Source organism: Nonomuraea rubra (genome assembly GCF_014207985.1).
GTDB lineage: Bacteria > Actinomycetota > Actinomycetes > Streptosporangiales > Streptosporangiaceae > Nonomuraea > Nonomuraea rubra.
Map to the genome: position 1 here is coordinate 7,420,527 of NZ_JACHMI010000001.1, position 20,581 is coordinate 7,441,107.

Annotated in this window: 18 protein-coding genes; 13 read left to right on the plus strand and 5 right to left on the minus strand. The window is 74.0% G+C overall.

Translation table 11 applies throughout. The annotated features are described in order from the left end of the window. Positions 1-36: 36 nt before the first annotated feature. The 6 genes from HD593_RS33820 (at position 37) to HD593_RS33845 (ending at position 5,353) form a co-directional block, all read left to right on the plus strand. Entirely contained in the window at positions 37-927 is an 891-nt protein-coding gene (locus HD593_RS33820; protein WP_185106001.1) for an ABC transporter ATP-binding protein, read from the plus strand. After that, positions 927-1,646, plus strand: coding sequence for an ABC transporter permease (locus tag HD593_RS33825; RefSeq protein ID WP_185106002.1), 720 nt, complete (start codon positions 927-929; stop codon positions 1,644-1,646). The genes HD593_RS33820 and HD593_RS33825 overlap by 1 nt, the downstream gene beginning before the upstream one ends. Then, entirely contained in the window at positions 1,643-2,845 is a 1,203-nt protein-coding gene (locus HD593_RS33830; RefSeq protein WP_185106003.1) for a sensor histidine kinase, read from the plus strand. The genes HD593_RS33825 and HD593_RS33830 overlap by 4 nt, the downstream gene beginning before the upstream one ends. Continuing rightward, complete coding sequence (locus HD593_RS33835; RefSeq protein WP_185106004.1) at positions 2,842-3,435, plus strand: response regulator transcription factor; 594 nt, start codon at positions 2,842-2,844, stop codon at positions 3,433-3,435. Before HD593_RS33830 ends, HD593_RS33835 begins: the two co-directional genes overlap by 4 nt. A 92-nt stretch (positions 3,436-3,527) precedes the next feature. Then, positions 3,528-4,184 (plus strand): response regulator transcription factor, encoded by a 657-nt coding sequence (locus tag HD593_RS33840; protein WP_185106005.1) that lies wholly within the window; start codon positions 3,528-3,530, stop codon positions 4,182-4,184. A gap of 8 nt (positions 4,185-4,192) precedes the next feature. Further along, on the plus strand, positions 4,193-5,353 hold the full coding sequence (locus HD593_RS33845; protein ID WP_246546843.1) for a sensor histidine kinase: 1,161 nt from the start codon (positions 4,193-4,195) through the stop codon (positions 5,351-5,353). 13 nt (positions 5,354-5,366) lie between these two features. Here HD593_RS33845 and HD593_RS33850 read toward each other — a convergent pair whose 3' ends face one another. Beyond that, positions 5,367-8,198 carry an NACHT domain-containing protein gene (locus tag HD593_RS33850; protein WP_185106007.1) on the minus strand — a complete coding sequence of 944 codons (2,832 nt, stop codon included), beginning with the start codon at positions 8,196-8,198 and terminating at the stop codon, positions 5,367-5,369. A gap of 95 nt (positions 8,199-8,293) precedes the next feature. Beyond that, positions 8,294-10,159, minus strand: a complete 1,866-nt coding sequence (locus HD593_RS33855; protein ID WP_185106008.1) for a propionyl-CoA synthetase — start codon at positions 10,157-10,159, stop codon at positions 8,294-8,296. Positions 10,160-10,204: 45 nt separating this feature from the next. Between HD593_RS33855 and HD593_RS33860 the strand changes: the two genes are divergently transcribed. Together HD593_RS33860 and HD593_RS63700 are read left to right on the plus strand one after the other, a co-directional pair. Beyond that, on the plus strand, positions 10,205-10,855 hold the full coding sequence (locus tag HD593_RS33860) for a nucleotidyltransferase domain-containing protein (RefSeq protein WP_312903900.1): 651 nt from the start codon (positions 10,205-10,207) through the stop codon (positions 10,853-10,855). Positions 10,856-10,863: 8 nt separating this feature from the next. Beyond that, on the plus strand, positions 10,864-13,593 hold the full coding sequence (locus HD593_RS63700; RefSeq protein WP_185106010.1) for a helix-turn-helix transcriptional regulator: 2,730 nt from the start codon (positions 10,864-10,866) through the stop codon (positions 13,591-13,593). Between the two features lie 8 nt (positions 13,594-13,601). Here the strand turns inward: HD593_RS63700 and HD593_RS33870 are convergent, their stop codons facing one another. Next, entirely contained in the window at positions 13,602-14,363 is a 762-nt protein-coding gene (locus tag HD593_RS33870) for an arylamine N-acetyltransferase family protein (RefSeq protein WP_185106011.1), read from the minus strand. 36 nt (positions 14,364-14,399) lie between these two features. After that, positions 14,400-15,344: a GNAT family N-acetyltransferase gene (locus tag HD593_RS33875; protein ID WP_185106012.1), complete on the minus strand. Its 945-nt coding sequence runs from the start codon at positions 15,342-15,344 to the stop codon at positions 14,400-14,402. Positions 15,345-15,476: 132 nt separating this feature from the next. Here HD593_RS33875 and HD593_RS33880 point away from each other — a divergent pair, with 132 nt between their 5' ends. Beyond that, positions 15,477-16,406, plus strand: a complete 930-nt coding sequence (locus HD593_RS33880) for a hypothetical protein (protein ID WP_185106013.1) — start codon at positions 15,477-15,479, stop codon at positions 16,404-16,406. Between the two features lie 18 nt (positions 16,407-16,424). Beyond that, positions 16,425-16,940 (plus strand): hypothetical protein, encoded by a 516-nt coding sequence (locus HD593_RS33885; protein WP_185106014.1) that lies wholly within the window; start codon positions 16,425-16,427, stop codon positions 16,938-16,940. A 45-nt stretch (positions 16,941-16,985) separates the two neighbouring features. Here HD593_RS33885 and HD593_RS33890 read toward each other — a convergent pair whose 3' ends face one another. Then, positions 16,986-17,798, minus strand: a complete 813-nt coding sequence (locus tag HD593_RS33890) for a class I SAM-dependent methyltransferase (RefSeq protein ID WP_185106015.1) — start codon at positions 17,796-17,798, stop codon at positions 16,986-16,988. A gap of 133 nt (positions 17,799-17,931) precedes the next feature. Between HD593_RS33890 and def the strand changes: the two genes are divergently transcribed. Genes def through HD593_RS33905 form a run of 3 tightly spaced genes read left to right on the plus strand, consistent with a single transcriptional unit; the run spans position 17,932 to position 20,510 of the window. Next, complete coding sequence (gene def, locus HD593_RS33895; protein WP_185106016.1) at positions 17,932-18,486, plus strand: peptide deformylase; 555 nt, start codon at positions 17,932-17,934, stop codon at positions 18,484-18,486. Between the two features lie 7 nt (positions 18,487-18,493). Then, positions 18,494-19,114 (plus strand): helix-turn-helix domain-containing protein, encoded by a 621-nt coding sequence (locus tag HD593_RS33900; protein WP_185106017.1) that lies wholly within the window; start codon positions 18,494-18,496, stop codon positions 19,112-19,114. Then, the gene (locus HD593_RS33905) at positions 19,107-20,510 is read left to right on the plus strand and encodes a pyridoxal phosphate-dependent decarboxylase family protein (RefSeq protein ID WP_185106018.1); all 1,404 of its coding nucleotides are present in this window, start codon (positions 19,107-19,109) and stop codon (positions 20,508-20,510) included. Before HD593_RS33900 ends, HD593_RS33905 begins: the two co-directional genes overlap by 8 nt. The last annotated feature ends 71 nt before the right edge of the window (positions 20,511-20,581 follow it).

The following is a 20,581-nucleotide window of genomic DNA, read 5'->3' on the forward strand; positions in this document are numbered from 1 at the left end:
TACACCGGCCGGGAGGCGTTCCCGCAGGCTGGTCGCATGACGCAGAGCGCACTGGAGATGAGGGCCGTGACGAAGGACTACGGCCGGGTCACCGCGCTGGCGGACGTCGATCTGGACGTCGGCGAGGGCGAGACGGTGGCGTTGCTCGGCCCGAACGGGGCGGGCAAGAGCACGTTGTTGTCCATCGCGCTCGGCCTGCGCGCCCCCGGCTCCGGCACCGTCGCGGTGCGCGGCCGCCCGCCGCTGGAGGCGTTGCGGGCGGGCCGGGTCGGGGTGCTGCTGCAGGAGTCCGGGCTGCTGGAGGACGTGCGGGTGGGCGAGCTGGTGGCGGCGGTCGCCGGGATGTACCCGGAGCCGCTGACGCCGGAGCGGGCGATGCGGGCGGCGGGCGTCGAGGACCTTGCCGCGCGGCGCGTCGGGCGGCTGTCGGGCGGGCAGCGGCAGCGGGTGCGGTTCGCGCTGTGCGTGGTGGGCGATCCGGACCTGCTGGTGCTGGACGAGCCGACGGTCGGCCTGGACGTGGAGGGCCGCCGCGCCCTGTGGCAGGAGCTGCGGGCCAGGACCGGGCAGGGCCGCACGGCGATCTTCGCCACCCACTACCTGGCCGAGGCCGACGACTACGCCGACCGGGTCGTCCTGCTCGCCGGCGGCAGGGTCGTCGCCGACGGCCCGGTGGCCACCGTGAAGGCGCTGGTCGGCGGGAGCGAGGTGCGGTGCACGCTGTACGACCCGGACCTGTCCGATCTGGAGATCCTGCCGGGGGTGCTGCGGGTGAGCGTGGAGGGCCGTTCCGTCTCGCTGCGCACGAAGGACTCGGACGCGACGCTGCGCGGGCTGTTCGCGATGTTCGACGACGTCAGGGACGTGCGGGTGGAGAGCGCGGATCTGGAGAGCGCGTTCGTGAGCCTGACGGGGGGTCAGGGCTGATGGGATCGTACCTGCGGCTGGAGCTGGCGCGCGGCTATCGCAACCCGATGGGGCTGGTCATGACGACGGTCTTCCCGCTCGGGCTCTATCTGGTGTTCACGCGGTTGCTCGACGTCGCGCCGGCGGGGGTGGACGACTTCGCGGCGTACGCGATGGTGTCGATGGCCACGTACGGCGCGATGGGTTCCGCGCTGTTCATCGGGGGCGCCATCGCGCTCGAACGCTCCAAGGGGTGGCTGGCACAGCTCGCGATCACGCCGCTGCCCGCGCACGGCTACGTGACCGCCAAGCTGGTCAGCGGCGCGATCATGGTGCTGCCGAGCATCCTCGTGGTGCTGGCCGGCGGGGCGCTGCTGTCCGGCGTACGGCTGCCGCTCGGCACCTGGCCGCTGCTGGTCGTGCTGATCTGGGTGGGCGTGCTGCCGTTCGCGGCGCTCGGCACGGCCTTCGGGTACGCGATCCAGGGGCAGGGCGCGAACCTGGCCATGATGATCGTCTTCTTCCTGCTGACGATCCTGGGCGGCCTGTGGCTGCCGGTGGAGTCCATGCCGGAGGGGATGCGCACCGTGGCCGAGTACAGCCCGGCCTACCAGGCGGGAGCGCTGGGCTGGCGGGCGCTGGACGGTCTCGCGCCGACGGGCATGTCGCTGGCCGTGCTGGCGGGGTGGACCCTCCTCTTCACCGGGCTGGCCCTGTGGCGTTACCGTCGGGCAGCATGACGGTTCCGAAGCTCGGGGAGCTCGATTTCAGCAGGGGCCGGACGGCGGCCCGGGTGGGGTCCTGCGTCTGGTTGCTGCTGGTCGGCTGGCCGTTGTGGTCGTTCCTGGAGTCCGGGCCGGGGCCGCTGGCGGCGGTGGCCGCGCTGGGGCTGGTGGCGGTGTTCGCGCTCTGCTGGCTGATGGTCATGTGGCGGATGCTGAGCCGGCTGGCGGGCACGCCACGGCCGTGGGCGCTGGCGGGGGCGACCGGGGCGTGGCTGGCGCTGCTGCCGCTGTTCGGGGCGCCGTGGGCGTACACGTCGTTCGTGTTCATGATCAGCGCGTTCGCCGCCTCGATGCCCGTCCCGGCCTTCGCCGCCGCGGCCGTCGCGACGGCGGCGGTGGAGGTGCTGACGCTGGTGGCGGCCGGCGTGCCGCCGTCGCGGTTCTGGTGGGTGCCGCCGGCCATCGGCGTGCAGTCGGTGGTCGTGGCGGCGACGAAGAGCATGGGGCTGCTGGTGTCGAAGCTGGACGCCGCACGCGTGGAGATGGCGCAGCTCGCCGTGGAGAACGAGCGGCTGCGCTTCGCCAGGGACCTGCACGACACCCTGGGGCACACGCTGACCTCGATCACGATCAGGAGCCAGCTCGCCGCCCGCCTGGCCCCGGGCGAGCCCGATCGAGCCGCCCGCGAGATGGCCGAGGTGGAGGGGGCCGCGCGGCGGGCGCTGGACGAGGTGCGGCACGCCATCACCGGGTATCGCGCGCCGTCGTTGTCGCAGGAGCTGGAGAGCGCCACCCGCAACCTGGGGGTGGCGGGGATCGAGGTGGCGGTCTCCCCCGCCGACGGGCCCATCCCGGCCGCCGCCGAGGCGCAGCTCGCCTGGGCCGTACGGGAGGCCGCCACGAACGTGCTGCGCCACAGCCGCGCCCGCCGCTGCCGGATCCGCCTGCTGGTGAACGGCACCTCGGCGGCGGTGGAGGTCCGCGACGACGGCCGCCCCGCCAGGGCCACCGCCGGAAGCGGCGACGCGCCGGCCGGAGACATCGGGGAAGCCGGAGAAGGCGCGGCAAGGGGCGAGGCGACGGCCGGGGGGAGGGGCAACGGGCTGACCGGGCTGGCCGAGCGGCTCGGCGCCGCGGGCGGGCGCCTGGAGGTCGGCACGCTGCCCGAGGGCGGTTACCGGCTCTACGCGCAGGTCCCGGTGGAGACGTCATGATCAGGGTGCTCATCGCCGACGACCAGGACCTCGTCAGGGGCGGGCTGGCCGCGCTGCTCGGCCTGGAGGACGACATCGAGGTGGTGGCGGAGGTCGGCCGCGGCGACGAGGTGCCCGCGGCGACGCGCGCGCACGACCCCGACGTGATCCTGCTCGACATCGAGATGCCCGGCCTGTCGGGCCTGGAGGTCGCCGAACGGCTGGGCGACCGCAAGGTGATCATCGTGACCACGTTCGGCCGGCCGGGCTACCTCAGCAGGGCGCTGGAGGCGGGCGTGGCGGGATTCGTGGTCAAGGACGCCCCGGCCGCCGAGCTGGCCGCGGCCGTGCGCAGGGTGATGGCCGGCGAGCGGGTCATCGATCCCAAGCTGGCCGTGACGGCGCTGACCACCGGCCCGAGCCCGCTCACCCAGCGGGAGTCCGAGGTGCTGCGGGTGGCCGCGGGCGAGCCCACGGTGGCGGCGATCGCCAGGCGGCTGTTCCTGACGGAGGGCACGGTGCGCAACTACCTGTCGTCGGCCATCGGCAAGACGGGGGCGCGCAACCGCGCCGAGGCCGTACGGATGGCGGAGGAACGCGGCTGGCTCTGACGCGAACACCGCTAACCTGCCGGGTGGAATGGTTATGCCGGCGTTATGCCGGTACGGCCACACTGATCGGCACTTGAAGACTTGGGGGCGCGGTGCGTGTTCTGATCGCCGAGGACGAGCGCATGCTCGCCGACTCGATCGCCGAGGGTCTGCGCGGGGAGGCGCTGGCCGTGGACGTGGCCTACGACGGCGAGTCGGCGCTGGAGCGGCTCGGGGTGCACGACTACGACGTGCTGATCCTCGACCGGGACCTGCCGGGCACGCACGGCGACGAGGTGTGCAGGGCCGTGGTGGAGCACGGCTGGCTGGTGCGGGTGCTCATGCTGACGGCGGCGTCCGACGTGCGGGCCAGGGTGGCGGGGCTGTCGCTGGGGGCCGACGACTACCTGCCCAAGCCGTTCGCGTTCGAGGAGCTGGTGGCGCGCGTGCACGCGCTGGGGCGGCGGGCGCGCAGGGCGGACCCGCCGATGCTGGAACGGGCCGGGGTGCGCCTGGACTGGGCGCACCGGCAGGTGTTCCGCGACGGCCGGTACGTGCCGCTGGCCCGAAAGGAGTTCGGCGTGCTGGCCGAGCTGCTGCGCGCGCAGGGCGCGGTGGTCTCGGCGGAGACGCTGCTGGAGAAGGTGTGGGACGAGCACATCGACCCGTTCACGAACACGGTGCGCACGACGATGATGAAGCTGCGCAGGAAGCTCGGCGAGCCCCAGGTCATCGAGACCGTTCCCGGATCGGGGTACCGCATCCCATGAGCGTGCGCATGCGTTCCGCCCTGGCCTGCGCCGGGGTGTTCCTGGTGCTCGGCGTCGTCGTCGTGGCCGTGGTCTACTTCGTGGTGCGGCAGAGCCTCGAGTACCGCAACGGCCTGCTCACGCCGTCGCACATCCAGGTGGAGGTGCCGGCGCAGTACGGCCCCGGCTGGTACGAGCGGTTCTCCCAGCCCTACGAGGTCGCCAGGAAGCGGGCCGACCAGGTCCGCGCCGTCTACCAGGCCGACACCCTGGGCAACGTCCGCCTCTGGGGCGCCGTCGGCGTGCTGGGCGGGGCCGGGCTCGCCTTCGGGCTGGGCTGGCGGTCGGCCGGATGGGTGCTGCGCCCGCTCAGGTCGGTCAACGGCACGGCGCAGCGGGTCCTGCTGAGTCAGGACCTGAAGCAGCGGATCGGGTTCGAGGGGCCGCGTGACGAGATCAAGGAGCTGGCCGACACCTTCGACACGATGCACACCCGGCTGGCCCGCTCGTTCGACGGCCAGCGCAGGTTCGTCGCGAACGCCGCCCACGAGCTGCGCACCCCGCTGACGATCAACCGCACGCTGGTGGACGTGGCCGTGCGGCGGCCCGACGCGACCGAGGACGTCAAGCGGCTCGGCGAGTCGCTGCTGCTGGTCAACGCCCGGCACGAGCGGCTCATCGACGGCCTGCTCGCGCTGGCCGAGGGCGAGCAGGCGGTGCTGGACCGGCGGCCGTTCGATCTGACGGACGTGGCCGAGCACGTGCTCGACCAGGCGGCGGGCGAGGCGGCCGAGCGGGAGGTGACGATCCACCGGCTGCTCGACTCCGCCCCGACGGCGGGCGAGGCGGTGCTGGTGGAGCGGCTGGTGCAGAACCTGGTGGAGAACGCCATCCGGCACAACCATGCCAAGGGCGAGGTGTGGGTGACGACGCGCGCGCGGGCCGACCGGGTGGAGCTGGTCGTGGCCAACACCGGGTTGCAGGTGCCGCCGTACGAGATCGAGACGATCTTCGAGCCGTTCCGGCGCCTGCACGGCGACCGGCTGCGGTCGGATCGGGGCAGCGGGCTCGGGCTGTCGATCGTCCGGGTGATCGCGGAGGCGCACGGCGGCACGGTGCTGGCCAGGCCGCGCGACGAGGGCGGGCTGACGATCACGGTGGAGCTGCCCGCCGACGGGTCCGGAGTCTGAATCCCCCGGCGGATCAGGAGCCGCCCGGGTGGAGGACGTCCTGGTGGATCTCCCACAGTGCCGACTCCGGGATGCCGGACTTGACGAGCAGCTCCCACGTCGCCATCCGGTCGGCCGGGTCGGCGAGCATCGCCCGCAGGAGGAGCTTGAGCGCGGCCCGGTCGGCTCCCTCCTCGTGCCACATCATGCCCAGCGCCCGGTGCATCGCGGGCGAGCGTACGGCCACCGTGCGCAGCAGCTCCTCCAGGATCCCCACGCGGTCGCGGAACGGCAGCGCCTGCCCCTCCCCCAGCGCGCGCAGCAGCAGGTCGAGCAGCCTGCGGTGGCGGGGCGCGTGCCCGGTGGCGACCGCGACGACCACGTCGCCCATCCCGCTGGGCTCCGCGCCGCCGAGCACGACGTCCTCCACCCCGTCCGTGACCACCCGGTGCGCGGACAGGGCGGTGACCAGCCCGGTCCAGCCGTCGGCGCCGAGCTGCCCCTTCCACAGGTGGGTGAGGGCCGACCAGCGTTCCAGGTGGTCGGGCCCGGGCAGGATGGACGAGACCGCGACGGGCTCCTCGGAGGCCGCGACGATGAGCAGGGTGAGGTTGGCCGAGTAGGCGGCCAGGCGGCGGGTCACGGTGTGCCGCACCGGGCGGAAGCCGGTGAAGTGGCGGCGCGGCCGCTCGTACAGGGCCCGGCGCAGCAGCCCGGCCAGCAGCTCGGCGCAGCGCGCCCGCACGGCCGCCGGGACCTCCTCCAGCAGCTCCAGGACGAAGCCGACGGCCGGGCCCCGCTCGGCCAGGCACGAGTGGGACGTCACCGCGTACAGCAGGTCGTCGTCCACGGCCTGCACCACGGCCAGCGGCTCGTCGCCGGCCAGGCGGCGGCGCCGGTCGAGGTCGCGCAGCGCGTACAGGGTCAGCCAGGCCACCAGGAACTCGCCGAACGTCGAGTGCAGGAACGCGTGGCCCTTCCTGCGCACGAAGAAGAAGCGCTCGGTGGCCTTGCGGGCCCAGTCGACGCGCTCCTCCTCGTCGTCCTGGTCGTCCTCGCCGCCGTGGCACAGGGCGGGCAGGTCGCGGTCGAGCTGCTCGTCGGTGATGACCTGGCTGCCGCGGGCCAGCATGGACAGCGCCACCGCGCCGAGCAGCACCAGCTCCTGGTCGATGGCCACCCGGCGGGCGCCGCCCGTCTCGCGTTCGGTGTAGTCGCGCAGCAGCACCTCGTACAGGCGGGACCGGCGCAGGGGGCTGTGGTCGTGCTGCAGCGCGTTGCCGCCGGCGTCGTAGAGCGCGAGCAGCAGCAGGAGCAGCGGCTGCCTGGCCATCTCGCCGTGGACCAGCGCCGCCTCGGCGGGCAGCGGCTTCAGGTCGCGCCTGGCCAGCAGGGCGCGGTTGGCCTGGTCCCAGATGTCGAGCCACTGGCGTACCTGGTCGTCGTCGAACGGCAGGAGCTGCAACGCCAGCAGCCCGTCGGGGAAGCGCACACGGTCGGCCACCACCGTGCGGCTGGTCACGATCACCGCGACCGGGCGCCCGAGCCCGGCCTCCCTGGCCTGGAACTCGCGCACGCGCTCCAGGTAGTCGTAGCGGTTGAGCCCGCCCTGCACCAGCTCGTCGAACCCGTCCAGCAGGATCACCGGCATCGCGCCGTCGCCGGCCGCCACCAGGTCGGCGTAGGGCACCTCCTCGCCCAGCACCTCGCCGACGGCCTGCTCGATCTGGCCGCTCACGTCCGCCCGGGCCCGTACGGCGCGCAGCTCCACCCTGAACGGCAGGAACTCCGACCTGGCCAGCCGGGCGGCCAGCACCTCGGTCAGCTTGGTCTTGCCGGAGCCGGGCTCGCCCAGCACCAGCAGCGGCGCCTGCGTGGCGCGTAACGAGGTGAGGTGCCCCACGAGGAACGCCTCGGGGTCGGGCAGCAGCCGCTGCCTGTCCCACCAGCTCCGCTCGGCGGGCGAGGACTCGCGGGTCAGCTCCGCCACCCGGCAGCGCGGGCTGAGGTAGCCCTCGCCGAGCAGCGGCAGGTAGACGTCCTCCGGCAGCTTGCCGGCCAGCAGGAGCGGCTGGTCGAGGGCGTTCGCGGCCATCCTGACCTGGTGGATCATCGGGCGGTCGCCGACCCGGGGCGGGGCCAGCTCGGCCAGCAGCCACGCCACCCGCGACAGCGCCGTGGCCGGCGGCGGCCGCTCGGTGACCAGGCTGCGCACCCCGAACTCGTGGCTGTCGAGCGCCAGCGAGCGGTAGTCCTCGTCGTAGATGCGCAGCGCGTGCGCGGTGGGCGCCTCCGACAGCACGCGGGGCAGCAGGAGCTGGTCCTCCACGGCCAGCTCGTCCCAGACGGACAGACCGCCGACGTAGCCGGTCAGGGCCTCGGACATGCGCGCGTAGGCACGTTCCACGGCGGCGCGGGTCTCGCCGTAGGGCACGTGCGGCTCGGGTGTGGGCAGCCGCTCCAGCAGCAGCCCGGCCACCAGCCTGGCGTACCGCTCGGCCGTCGGCACGCCGTGGGAGATACGCTCGCCGCGGTCGAGCTGGTCCAGCGTGAACGGCAGCTTGGCCTCGCCGAGCGCCTCGAACCAGGCGGCCACGACGATCGCGGCGTGCGCCGCCGCCAGCCGCTGGGTGCGGGTGAAGCGGTCCACGCCGCCCTTCAGCTCCGGCATGCGGCGCACGACGTCCTCGCCGTAGGCGACGACGCCGTCGCGCATGTCGCGCAGGCTGGAGGTGAGGCGGGTGCCGCCGGCCAGCGCCCAGCCGGTACGCTCGGCCTCCGCGGCGAACCCGATCACCTTGACGAGCCTGCCGTCCTTGCATCCGAGAATCCTCAGGGCGTCGGCGTAGTTCGGGGTGTCGATCATGGCCTTCTCCCGGGGATTGGGATGTCCCATCATGCGCTGTACGCCCCGATCCGCGCAGGCTTGTTCGCCAGGACGACCGAGACGTTATCCGCGCGTCACGTTCCTTTCACGGCCTGTGCGATCTCCGGCAGCGCCGCCGGGTCCTCGATGGTGGACGGGATGTCGTACGGGCCGCCGTCGGCGATGTTCCGCATCGTGGCGCGCAGGATCTTGCCCGAGCGGGTCTTCGGCAGCCTGTTCACCACGACGGCGCGGCGGAAGGCGGCGACGGGCCCGATGCGCTCGCGCACCAGCGCGGCCAGCTCCCGCTCGATCTCCTGAGGGTCGCGCTCCGCGCCCGCCTTCAGCACCACGAACCCCATCGGGAGCTGGCCCTTCAGCTCGTCGGCCACGCCGATCACCGCGCACTCGGCCACGTCGGGATGGGAGGCGATGACCTCCTCCATGGCGCCGGTGGACAGGCGGTGGCCGGCCACGTTGATCACGTCGTCGATGCGGCCCATGACGTAGAGGTAGCCGTCTTCGTCGAGGTGGCCGCCGTCGCCCGTCAGGTAGTGGCCGGGGTAGCGCTCCAGGTAGGAGCGGGTGAAGCGGGCCTCGTCGCGATAGAGGGTGGGCAGCGCGCCGGGCGGCAGCGGCAGCTTCACGGTGACCGCGCCCTCGGTGCCGGGCGGGCAGTCGTTGCCGTCACGGTCGAGCACGTGCACGTCCCAGCCCGGCACGGGTTTGGTCGGGGAGCCCGGCTTGAGGGGCAGCGGCTCGATGCCGACGCAGTTGGCGGCGATCGGCCAGCCGGTCTCGGTCTGCCACCAGTGGTCGATGACGGGGATGCCGAGCAGGCCGGAGGCCCAGTGGTAGGTGTCGGGGTCGAGCCGTTCGCCGGCCAGGAAGAGGTACCGCAGCCCCGACAGGTCCCACTTTTTCGCGAAATTGCCGGAGGGGTCCTCTTTCTTGATGGCGCGGATCGCGGTCGGCGCGGCGAACAGCGTCCGCACCCCGTGCGTGGCCACCACCCGCCAGAACGCGCCCGGGTCCGGGGTGCCGACGGGCTTGCCCTCGTACAGGACCGTGGTGCAGCCCGCCAGCAGCGGCGCGTACACGATGTAGGAGTGGCCGACCACCCAGCCGACGTCGGAGGCGGCCCAGTAGACCTCGCCGGGGGCGGCGCCGTACACGTGGGACATGCTCCAGTGCAGCGCCACCGCGTGGCCGCCGTTGTCGCGCACGACGCCCTTGGGCACGCCGGTCGTGCCGGAGGTGTAGAGGATGTAGAGCGGGTCGGTCGCGGCCACGCTCACGCACGGCGCCCGCTCGGCGTCCCGCACGGCCGGCGCCCAGTCGAGGTCGCGGCCCTCGCGCAGCTCCGCCGCGCACTGCGGCCGCTGCAGGATCACGCACCGGTCGGGCCGGTGCTCCGCCTGCTCCAGCGCGTCGTCCAGCAGCGGCTTGTACGCCACCACGCGCGCCGGCTCGATCCCGCAGGACGCCGACAGCACCACCTTGGGCCTGGCATGGTCGATCCGCACCGCCAGCTCCCTGGCCGCGAACCCGCCGAACACCACCGAGTGCACCGCCCCGAGCCGCGCGCAGGCCAGCATCGCGACGACCGCCTCGGGCACCATCGGCATGTAGATCACCACGGTGTCGCCCGCCGTCACGCCGAGGCCGCGCAGCATGCCCGCCGTCCTGGCCACCTCGTCCAGCAGCTCGGCGTAGGTGTACACGCGGGTGGTGCCGGTGACCGGGCTGTCGTGGATCAGCGCGGGCTGCTCGCCGCGGCCCTGCTCGACGTGCCGGTCCACGGCGTTGTGGCAGGTGTTGAGCCGGCCGTCGGGGAACCAGCGGCCCTCGCCGTACACGGTCGCGGGGGGTACGTCCCAGTCGATCCCGCGGGCCGCCTCGCCCCAGAACCGCTCGGGCTGTTCGATGCTGCGCCGGTAGACCTCGTCGAAACCGCTCACCCGTCGATCAGAACAGCCTGCGGCCCCATGACGCAAGATATCCAGGTGAGCGATGACGTGATCTTTTCCGTGGTGGTGGGGTCGAGGGCGTACGGGCTGGACACCGACGACTCCGACACCGACCGGCGCGGCGTGTTCGTGGTGCCGACCCGGGCGTTCTGGCGGCTGGACAAACCGGCCACGCACCGGGACGGGCCGCTGCCCGAGCAGTTCTCCTGGGAGGTGGAGCGCTTCTGCGGGCTGGCCCTGGACGCGAACCCCACCGTCCTGGAGTGCCTGTGGTCCCCTCTCGTGGAGGTGATCACGCCTGCCGGGCAGCGGCTGCGGGACCTGCGGGAGGCCTTCCTGTCCGAACGGGCGCACCGCTCCTTCGCCGGGTACGCCGAGGCGCAGCTACGGCGGCTCGACCCGGAACGGCCCAACTGGAAGCAGGCCATGCACATGATCCGGCTGCTGCTCAGCGGCCTGCACCTGATGCGGCACGGCGAGCCGCTCGTCGGGATGCAGGCGCACCGGGAGCGGTTGCTGGCGGTGCGGCGCGGCGAGGTGTCCTGGGACTCGCTGATCGCCTGGCGGGCGGCGCTGTCGGCCGAACTGGCGGCCGAGCCGGGCGTGCTGCCCGAGCGGCCGGATCGGGGGCGGGTGGAGGAGTTCCTGGTGGGGGTGCGGGAGGAGAACCTGTCTCGGCGGGGATGATGTCGTCCGTGACGTTGGTGGGCCGGCAGGACGCGCTGGCGGCCGTCTCCGAGGTGGTGCTGGGCGGGGCCGGGTGCGTGGTCGTCGAGGGACCGGCGGGGATCGGCAAGAGCCGGTTGCTGGAGGAGGCGGCCGCGGTGGCGCGGGCCGGGGGGCTGGCAGTGGCGCTGGGGCGGGCCACGGAGCTGGATCGGGTGGCGCCGCTGTCCACGCTGTCGCGGGCCTTGGGCGATTCGGGTGCTTCGCTGGAGTATGGGGCGTTCCTGGCGATCGAGCGGGCCGGGGAGGCGATCGAGCGGTTCAGCCGGGTGCGGCCGGTGGCGATCGTCCTCGATGACGTGCAGTGGGCGGACGAGCTGACGTGCCTGGCGTTGCGGCAGCTCGTGCCGGGGCTGGCCGGGTCGCCGGTGGTGTGGCTGCTGGCGCGGCGTCCGCTCCCCGAGCAGGAGGCGGTGGACCGGCTGATCGCGGAGGGCGCGCGCCGGGTCCCGCTGCCGCCGCTCAGCCCGGAGGAGGCGGCCGAGCTGTGCCGGCGGCTGCTGGGGGCCGCGCCCGGGGCGTCGGTGCTGGAGCTGGCGCGGGCCGCCGGTGGGAACCCGTTCCTGCTGGAGGAGGTGTTGAACGCGCTGCGCGAGGAGGGCCGCATCGCGGTGAGCGACGGCGGCGTGGCGGTGGTGCGGGAGCCGGAACTGCCGGCGGGGTTCGTCGCGGCCGTCGAGCGGCGGCTGAGCGACCTGTCCGGTGAGGCGCGGCGGGTGCTGGAGGCGGGGGCGGTGCTCCGGCGGCCGTTCACCGTGCACGAGGCCGCCGGGCTGCTCGGGGCCGCGCCGGGAACGCTGGTCGGGCACGTCGAGGAGGCCGTACGCGCGGGGGCGCTGGTCGGTGAGGGGGACCGGCTGGCGTTCCGTCACGACCTCATCAGGGAGGCCGTGTACGGCGGGCTGGCCGCCGCCATCAGGACGGCGCTGCATCGGGAGGCGGCGTTGGTCCTCCGGCGCGAGGGACGTCCACCGGCCGAGCTGGCCGAGCACCTGCGCCACGGGGCTCGGGTGGGGGACGTGGCCGCCGTCCGCGAGCTCAGGGCCGCCGCCGAGGAGATGACCGCCGTGGCCCCGTCGGCCGCCGCGGACCTGATGCTGCGGGCTCTCGAACTGTCGGGCCGGCACCACCCAGGCCCAGACCCCACCGCTGGAGCACAGGCGGCCGGGACCGGCGCGCCAGGAGCCGGCGAGCCGCCGCCCGAAGCTGGAGGACCGGCGGCCGGGACCGGCGAGCCGCCGCCCGGAGCTGCAGGGCTGGTGGCCGGGGTGGTGCGGTTGCTGGCTTCGGCGGGGCGGCTGGACGAGGCGCGGGAGATCGCCGACGCGCACGGTGCTCCTCGTGACGCGGCCGAGCGGGCCGGGATCGCGTTCGGGCTGGCGGAGGCGCTCAAGCACGCCGGGGATGACCGGACCGTCATCGCCCGCACCGGCCGGGCGCTGGAGCTGTCCGGCGTGCCGGTGCGGGAGCGGGCGCGGCTGCTCGCCGTCCGGGCGCACGCGCTGATGATGACGGGCCGGATCGACGCGGCGGACGACGCGGCACGCGAGGCCATCGCCAACGGCGAGGCGGGCACCGGCCGAGCGGCGAACCCGGTCGAGGAGGCGGTCGCGGGCGAGGAGGCGACCGCGGAGAGAGCAGCGGGGTCCGGCGGGGAGGTGTTCGCTCAGGTGGTGGGGTTGCAGGCGCGGTCCACCGTGGCGATCTTCCGCGGCGAGCTGGGTGACGCGTTGCGTTACGCCGGGCGTTCGGTGGAGCTGGCGGACGGGGCGGGCGGGGAGACGGCGCATCGGCATCCGCGGTTGTGGCTGGGGGCCGCGCTGACGGCGCTGGACAGGTTCGAGGAGGCGCAAGAGGTCTACGCGGTGGTCGAGCGGGAGTGCGGCAGGCTCGGTACGGCGTGGGCGCTGCCGTTGCTGCACCGGTTCAGGGCCGAGCTGCTGCTGGCGTGGGGGCGGCTCGACGACGCGTACGCCGAGGCCGAGACGGGCCTGCGGGTGGCGGAGCAGCTCTCGGCGATGGCGCTGGCACCGGCGTTGCTGGGTGTGCTCGGACAGGTGACGCTGCTGCGGGGCGAGGCGCGGGCGGCGCGCGAGCTCCTGGCCCGGGGACGGGGCCTGGCCGGCGACGGGCCGGGGCTGGTGGCCGAGGAACTGCGGTGGCGGAGCGGGCAGGCACCCTCGGCCGGGGTGCTGGCGTACCTGGTGGTGCAGGAACCGTGGACGGCGGCGCGGTTGCGGCGGGTGGTGCCCGGTGCGGTGGAGTGCGTGCGGGACCTCGCGCGGCGCAACCCCGGCCAGGTGTCCCTGGCGGCGGGGGCCGCGCAGGCCGAAGGGCGGCTGGAGGAGGCGATCGAGCTGTACCGGGCGGGCCCGCGACCGCTCGGCCTGGCGGCGGCCCTGGAGGAGGCGGGGCGGCGGGAGGAGGCCGTTGAGGTGTACCGGTCCTGCGGCGCCGCCCCACCCGTGAGCGCCCCGTCCGCGGGCGAGGGGTCGGGGTGGGCGGCGTTGACGGGGGCCGAGTTGCGGGTGGTGCGGCTGGTCGCTCAGGGCATGACGAACAGGGAGGCCGCCGCCGCCCTGTTCCTGTCACCGCACACCATCGACACCCATCTCCGCCACGCCTTCGCCAAGCTGGGCGTGAACAGCCGGGTCGAGCTGACCCGCCAGGCGCTCGCCCACGAGCCGCCCGCCCCCTGACGCGGGGGTCAGTCAGCGAGCATCGGCAGCAGGGCCCGCGCGTCGGCCTCGGCGATCTCGAGGCCGAGCTCGCCCCGCAGCCACCCCGCCAGCTCCTCCCCCGTCGCGAAGCTCATCCCCTCCAGCCGCACCCGCGTGCCTGCGGTCGTCCGCTGGGCGAGCACGTGGCGGGTGAACGGCGACTTCGGGTGGGTGGACACATAGTAGTTCGCCACCTCGAAGTCGCTCGGGAAGTGCGGCTCGTCCGGCCGGAACGCGTACAGCTCCGTCCCCCCCGCGTGCAGCACCCAGAAGTCCTCGTCCCGCCCCAGCCGCCACCGCCACGGCCCCGACTCCAGCGACGCCCCCTCCTCGAACGGCATCGGCTCCACCAGCCCCTCACCGCCGAACCCGACGTCCGCCAGCCACGTGCGCCCCTCCGCCACGACGGTGAGCATGGCGTGGGAGCGGGGCAGGTGGTAGCGGCCCAGGCGGATCCTGGCCAGGTGCCGGGTGACGGTGAAGCCGAGGCGTTCCAGGACGGCGGCGAACAGCAGGTTGTGCTCGTGGCAGTAGCCGCCGCGCCCGCCCGTCACCATCTTGTCCTGCAGGCTGCCCAGGTCGAGCGAGATGCCGCGGCCGAGCAGCACGTCGAGGTTCTCGAAGGGGATGGCGCGGACGTGCGCCAGGTGGACGGCGCGCAGGGTGCCCGCCGTCGGGGCGCGCGGCCCGTCGTACCCGATCCGTCCCAGGTAGGCGTCCAGGTCGAGCTTCTCGATGTCCCAAGTCATGTGATCAACTGTGGCGGTAACGGGGGCCGCCGCGCATCACGTGTTCACGGGATTTGCCGACAAGACCAGCCTTGTCGCGAAATTTCGGTACCCGGCCCGTTCGAAGGCCCGCACCATCGGCCCGTTCCCCGCGTCCGTGTCGGCCACGATCCGCTGGACCCCGCGCCCCGCGTGGCTGCGGGTGATCTCGGCGAGCAGGTCGCCGGCGTACCCGTGGCCGCGTTTCTCCGGCACCACCCCGAGGTAGCCGACGACGGGCCCGGCGTGGTTCGCCGACGGCAGGGCGACGCCCACCAGCTCTCCGGCCTGGTCGTAGGCGAGCCGCCACCAGGCCCGCTCCCCCGGCATCGCCCGGTAGTCGCCGACGTCCTCGCGTGCCTGCGCCTCCGGTCCCATGGCGGCCACGGCCTGGCGGGTGTGGTGGTCGAGCGTTCCCGCCGCCACCCGTGCGAACGCGGCCACGAACGCCTCGTCGTCGTCCTCGGCGCGGAAGACCAGCCGGCCGGACGGCTCGGGCACGGGCGCGTCCGCCGCCGTCCACGCGTAACGGAGGCGTTCGAGCTCGTCGGTCAGCCCCGCGCGGCCGGCGGCCTCCCAGCGCCAGGCGAGCGCCGCCCTCGCCCTCGGGTCGTCGCGCCGGCCGCTGCCGACGAAGACGTGGTACGCGGGCTGCTCCCCGTACGCGGCATGGGCCCGGCGCAGCAGCTCGGCGGCCAGGCCCACGCGGTCGGGGACCGAGGGGGCGGCGTACAGGCAGTCGAGCGCGAGCGGCCGGTCGCCGCCGGGGAAGCCCCACCACACGGCGCGGGCCATGATCTCACCGCCCGGCTCGGCCTCGGCGAGCCAGACGCGGTCGAAGCGGTAGTCGCCGCTCTCCAGGAACGACAGCAGCCGGTCGGGGTGGGACCAGCTGATGTGGTCGTCGACGACGCAGCCGAGCAGGCGGTCTAGATCGTCCTCGACGGCGGGACGGAAACGCATGGGTCCTCCGAGAAGCAGAAGCGGGCGCGCCGAGCGCCCGGGGACAGGCCGTACATCTCGCTGCGCCTCCTTTCTTCCGACTTTTCGGCGTCAGCGGGCACTGTAGCGGAAATCTCGCGACAGGATGGGCGGGTGAGCTCCTACAACGACGACACGCTGCCCCTCCAGCCCCCGATCCGGCTGCCCGGCAAGGCCACGCTGGCGGCCGCCGTGCGCGCCGCCCCCCTGGCTGAGGAGCTGAAGCCGGAAGGCGACGACGCGGAGGTACTGGCCCTGTGGGCGGAGCACTGCAGGGAGCGGCTGGCCGAGGACGAGGGGCTGCTGCTGGAGCTGGTCCGGCTGTTCCTGTCCAGGGAGCCGCTCAGGGGCGAGACGTCCGAGACGCTGACGGGGCTCGGGCTGGTGCGGGGGGCGGAGCCGTACACGCTGAGCTGGCTGGGGTTGTGGGTGGCGCGGCAGATCATCGCCGAGACCACCGGGCAGGACATCCCGGTCATGGGGTCGCTGGCCGGCGCCGACGCGGCGACGCTGCTGCACGGGCTGCGCTCGTACCCGGAGAGCGAGCGCGGCGAGGAGCTGGCCGGGTGGCTCAAGGACCGCGACGAGCGGGCGGCGGTGGACGAGATCGCGTCCGTGCTGGCCGCCGTGAGCCCGCTGAGCCGGGCGGTCGGCGTGGAGCTGCTGTCGGCGGCGTTCGGCGAGGAGGGACGGCGGGCCCTGGACCGGCTGCTGGAGGAGCCCAAGCTCGGGGCGGTGATCGCGGCCAGGCTCGGGCGGGAGGAGCGGCAGCCGTCGCCGGAGGAGATCGCCTGGGTGCTGGTGGACATGGCGGCGGCGCTGCTGGAGTTCGGCGGGGAGACGGGCGAGGTGATCGAGTCGATCGCGATGGGGATGAAGGCGGAGGAGCAGGCGGGGACGATCGCGATCCTGGCGTTCGGGGATCATCCGTGGACGGGGCAGGTGCTGCGGGTGTTCATCGAGCACCATCCGGACGAGCGGGTGGCGGCGGCCGCCCGCAAGGCGTTGCGGCGCTTGCGCGGGCTGGCCGACCTGCGGGGTTGAGCCGGTAGAGTCGGCTCGATGAGCGAGCATGCGATCTCCCCTCAGACCGGCATCCTGGGTGACGCGTACGCCTGCGGCTGCGGCGTGATCCTCGGCGGCCGGATGGCGGCCGAGCTGCACGCCGCCGAGAACGGGCTGTGCTCGGCCTGCCTCGGCTCTACCGAGGAGCAGGTGGCGCCCGGCCTGCGGCGCCCCTGCAACTCCTGCGTGGGCAGCGGGCGGCGCAGGGAGCAGGTCACCTGGCAGCTGGCGCACGCCGAGGCCGAGCACCTGATCACGATGACGGTCGTACGCGGGGTCGTGGCGGGGTTCGACGGCCCGTTCCACCTGTCGGAGATCGCCGACACGGTGCGCAGCGGCCTGGGGCTGCCCGCGGGGCGGCTGCCGGTCGGGCCGCGGGTGCGCGACCTGCTGCTGCAGTTGCAGGCGGCCGGTGAGATCGCCATGTTGTCGGCGCCCGACGAGATGGTGGGCACGGACATGGTCCTCTACCGCGACCCGCAGTGGCAGCGCGTCCGCACCCTCGGCCTCTGACCCGCACCCCGAAGCACCTCACGCCGCACCCCCCAGGCGGGATGGTCAGGCGGTGTCCGTGACGCGGCAGAGGATCTCGCCGTGCAGGACGGACAGCCAGCCGTCTTCGGCCGCCGCCCACTCCCGCCACCCGTCCGACATGCGCCGCAGGTCCGCCTCCGTGGCGGCGCCGGTGGCCAGCGCCTGCTCGGCCAGGGCGGAGCGCAGGATGCGCTCGGCCCACATCCCGCCCCACCAGGCCCGGTCGTCCTGACTGGCGAAGCACCAGGTGGAGGAGGTGGCGGTGACGTCCTCGAAGCCGGCGGCCCGGGCCCAGGACAGCAGCCGCCGCCCGGCGTCCGGCTCGCCCCCGTTGCTCCGGGCGAGCCGCTGGTAGAGCGCCATCCACTCGTCCAGCGCCGGCACCCGCGGCCACCAGGTGAACGCGGTGTAGTCGCTGTCGCGCGCCGCCACGAACCCGCGCGGCTTAGTGACCCGCCGCATCTCCCGCAGCGCCCGCACCGGGTCCTCCACGTGCTGCAGCACCTGGTGGGCGTGCACCACGCAGAACGTGTCGTCCGGGCAGTCGAGCGCGTGCACGTCCGCCACGGCGAAGCCGACGTTGGCCAGCCCCCTGCCCGCCACCTCGGCCCTGGCCAGCTCCAGCGCGTCCGCGGTGACCTCGGAGGCGGTCACGTGGCCGTCGGGCACCCGGGCGGCCAGGTCGGCGGTGATCGTGCCGGGGCCGCTGCCGACGTCCAGGATCTTCATGTGCGGCTTGAGGTGGGGCAGCAGGTACGCGGCCGAGTTCTCGGCGGTGCGCCAGCGGTGGGAGCGCAGCACGGACTCGTGGTGACCATGCGTGTAGACGGCGGCCATCGGAAAACCCCTTCGGTTCGGCGATGCTGCCCACCCTAGCGTGCGTCTCACCATTCAAGAGAAAATGTCTTATATTTCGAGACGTGACGGAATGCATACACTTGTCGGCGAGTCATCCGAGGAAGGGACGTTGATGGTGGGAGAGGTCCGGCCGATCGTGACCGTGGGGGACCCGGTGCTGCATCACCCGTGCGAGCCGGTCACCCGGTTCGACGGCGAGCTGGCGGCCCTGGTGGACGACATGTTCGCCAGCATGTACGCGGCCGAGGGCGTCGGCCTGGCCGCCAACCAGATCGGCGTCCCGCTGCGCGTGTTCGTCTACGACTGCCCGGACGACGAGGGCGTGCGCCACAAGGGCGTCGTCGTGAACCCGGAGCTGGAGGTTCCCGGCCTCGGCGAGCGGCACCTGGACGCCGGCGACGAGGGCTGCCTGTCGGTGCCCGGCCAGTACGCGCCGCTCCCCCGCCCCGACCGCGCCACCGTGCGCGGCTTCGACGCGGCCGGCGAGCCCGTGACGGTCGAGGGCACCGGGCTGCTGGCCCGCTGCCTGCAGCACGAGACCGACCATCTCGACGGTTACCTCTACATCGACCGCCTGCCGGCCAAGCGGCGCAAGCAGGTGCTGGCGGCGTACCAGGAATCCACAAGGCCCCAGGAATCCACTAAAGCGGATAAAGCATCGCTATAGTGGAGGAATGGAAGGCGAAGGGGTCCTGTCCAGCGGCCTGTCCATGGCCGAGCTGGGGCAGCGCATCCGCGGGGAGCGGCAGGCGCGCGGGCTGTCCATCGAGCGGCTGGCCGAGCTGAGCGGCATCAGCAGGAGCATGGTCTCCGAGGTCGAGCGGGGCACGAAGACGCCGAGCGTGCTGGTGCTCGACCGGCTGGCCACGGCGCTGGGCACGTCGATCGCGCGGCTGCTCGACGAGCCCGCGCACAGCGCGATGCGGGTGCTGCGCCACACCGAGCAGCGGGTGCTGCGCGACCCGTCCGGATGGGAACGGCGGGTGCTGTCGCCGGTCCTGGGCGAGGTGGAGTTCGAGTTCATGCGCACGACCATCGGCCCCGGCGTGGACGCGGGCGAGTTCGCGCCGCACGCCCCCGGCTCGCGCGAGTACCTCGCCGTCGAGCACGGCAGCCTGCGGCTGACGATCAACGGCAGGCCGTACGAGCTGGCGGCCGGCGACTCGGCCTACTACCCCGGCGACTGCCGCCACGCCTACGCCAACGACGGCACCACCGACTGCGTCTTCTACCTCGCCATGGAGGTGAGTGGAGTCGGGCACCACGAACCACGGAGGGAATCCCCCGATGCATGACCTGCGTCAGGCCGGCGCCAAGGCGGCCGAGATCATGGCCGACCACCTGGAGGGCGTCGCGGAGCGGCCGGTGTGGCGGCCGGTGCCGGACGGCGAGCTGGCCTGGCTCACCCGCCAGGAGCTGCCGGAGACGGGCCGCGCGCTGGACGAGCTGCTGGAGGACGCGCGCGAGCACGTGCTGCCGTACCCGATGGGCAACGGGCACCCGCGCTTCTTCGGCTGGGTGAACTCGCCGCCGAACCCGGCCGGCGTCCTCATCGAACCGCTGGCCGCGGCGCTGAACCCGAGCTGCGCGGGCGGCGACCACGCGGGGCCGCACCTGGAGCGCGCGGTGGTGCGCTGGCTGGCCGGGCTCGTCGGCTTCCCGCACCCGCCCGGCGGCGGCCTCCTGACCAGCGGCGCCTCCATGGCCACCGTGATCTGCCTGGCCACCGCCCGCCAGCAGGCGGCACTCGCGGACGGCTGGGACGCCCGCGAGGAAGGGCTGTCGGGCCGGCCCTCCATGGTCATGTACGTCACCGAGGAGGGCCACAGCTGCCTGCACAAGGCGGCCCAGCTCCTCGGCCTCGGCGCGCGCAACGTGCGCCTCGTGCCCGTGGACGCGACGTACCGGATGGACGTGCGCGCGCTGCGCGCCATGATCGCCGAGGACCTGGACGCGGGGCTGCGCCCGTTCTGCGTGGCGGGCAGCGCGGGCACGGTGAACTCCGGCGCCGTGGACCCGCTGGACGAGATCGCGGACGTGGCCGCCGCGTACGGGCTCTGGTTCCACGTGGACGGCGCGTACGGCGCGCTCGGCGTCCTGGACGACGGCGCGGCGGCGCAGTACGCGGGGCTGGAGCGGGCCGACTCGCTGGCCCTCGACCCGCACAAGTGGCTGGGCGTGCCGGTGGGCTGCGGCTGCGCGCTGCTGCGCGACCCGGGCGCCGCGCGGGCCGCGTTCAGCCTGGTGCCGTCGTACCTGGTGGACGAGAACGCCGGCGACCTGGGCTGGTTCGCCGAGTACGGGCCCGAGCAGACCCGGCCGTTCCGGGCGCTGAAGACGTGGGCGACGCTGTCGTACCTGGGCAGGTCGGGCGTCAAGCGCCTGGTGGAGCACACGACCGGGCTGGCCCGCACGCTCGGCGCGATGGTCGAGGCGGCCCCGGACTTCGAGCTGCTCGCCCCGGTCACCACCTCGATCACCGCGTTCCGCCACACGCCGCGGGCCGACGGGCTGGACGAGCTCAACCGGGCCATCCCGGTCGCCGTCCAGGCGCGCGGCAACGCGTTCCTCACCGGCACCCGGCTGGGCGGGCGCGACGCGCTGCGGACCTGCATCCTGCACCCGGACACCACCGAGCAGGACCTGGTGGTGCTCCTGGACGAGATCCGCCTGGCGGCCAAGGCCCTGTAGCCGAACCGGCGATGTCCCGTGAAATGCGCATTCGCCCGGGTAGAGGGTCGGCCGGACCGATCTACAGGAGG

What these genes read in the sequence shown, in the direction of transcription:
- def (WP_185106016.1), top strand. Translation starts at nt 17,932, where the DNA reads ATGGTGGGAGAGGTCCGGCCGATCGTGACCGTGGGGGACCCGGTGCTG.
- HD593_RS33830 (WP_185106003.1), top strand. Translation starts at nt 1,643, where the DNA reads ATGACGGTTCCGAAGCTCGGGGAGCTCGATTTCAGCAGGGGCCGGACG.
- HD593_RS33875 (WP_185106012.1), bottom strand. Translation starts at nt 15,344, where the DNA reads ATGCGTTTCCGTCCCGCCGTCGAGGACGATCTAGACCGCCTGCTCGGC.
- HD593_RS33850 (WP_185106007.1), bottom strand. Translation starts at nt 8,198, where the DNA reads ATGATCGACACCCCGAACTACGCCGACGCCCTGAGGATTCTCGGATGC.
- HD593_RS33885 (WP_185106014.1), top strand. Translation starts at nt 16,425, where the DNA reads ATGAGCGAGCATGCGATCTCCCCTCAGACCGGCATCCTGGGTGACGCG.
- HD593_RS33905 (WP_185106018.1), top strand. Translation starts at nt 19,107, where the DNA reads ATGCATGACCTGCGTCAGGCCGGCGCCAAGGCGGCCGAGATCATGGCC.
- HD593_RS33835 (WP_185106004.1), top strand. Translation starts at nt 2,842, where the DNA reads ATGATCAGGGTGCTCATCGCCGACGACCAGGACCTCGTCAGGGGCGGG.
- HD593_RS33825 (WP_185106002.1), top strand. Translation starts at nt 927, where the DNA reads ATGGGATCGTACCTGCGGCTGGAGCTGGCGCGCGGCTATCGCAACCCG.
- HD593_RS33870 (WP_185106011.1), bottom strand. Translation starts at nt 14,363, where the DNA reads ATGACTTGGGACATCGAGAAGCTCGACCTGGACGCCTACCTGGGACGG.
- HD593_RS33890 (WP_185106015.1), bottom strand. Translation starts at nt 17,798, where the DNA reads ATGGCCGCCGTCTACACGCATGGTCACCACGAGTCCGTGCTGCGCTCC.
- HD593_RS33900 (WP_185106017.1), top strand. Translation starts at nt 18,494, where the DNA reads ATGGAAGGCGAAGGGGTCCTGTCCAGCGGCCTGTCCATGGCCGAGCTG.
- HD593_RS33845 (WP_246546843.1), top strand. Translation starts at nt 4,193, where the DNA reads ATGCGTTCCGCCCTGGCCTGCGCCGGGGTGTTCCTGGTGCTCGGCGTC.
- HD593_RS33820 (WP_185106001.1), top strand. Translation starts at nt 37, where the DNA reads ATGACGCAGAGCGCACTGGAGATGAGGGCCGTGACGAAGGACTACGGC.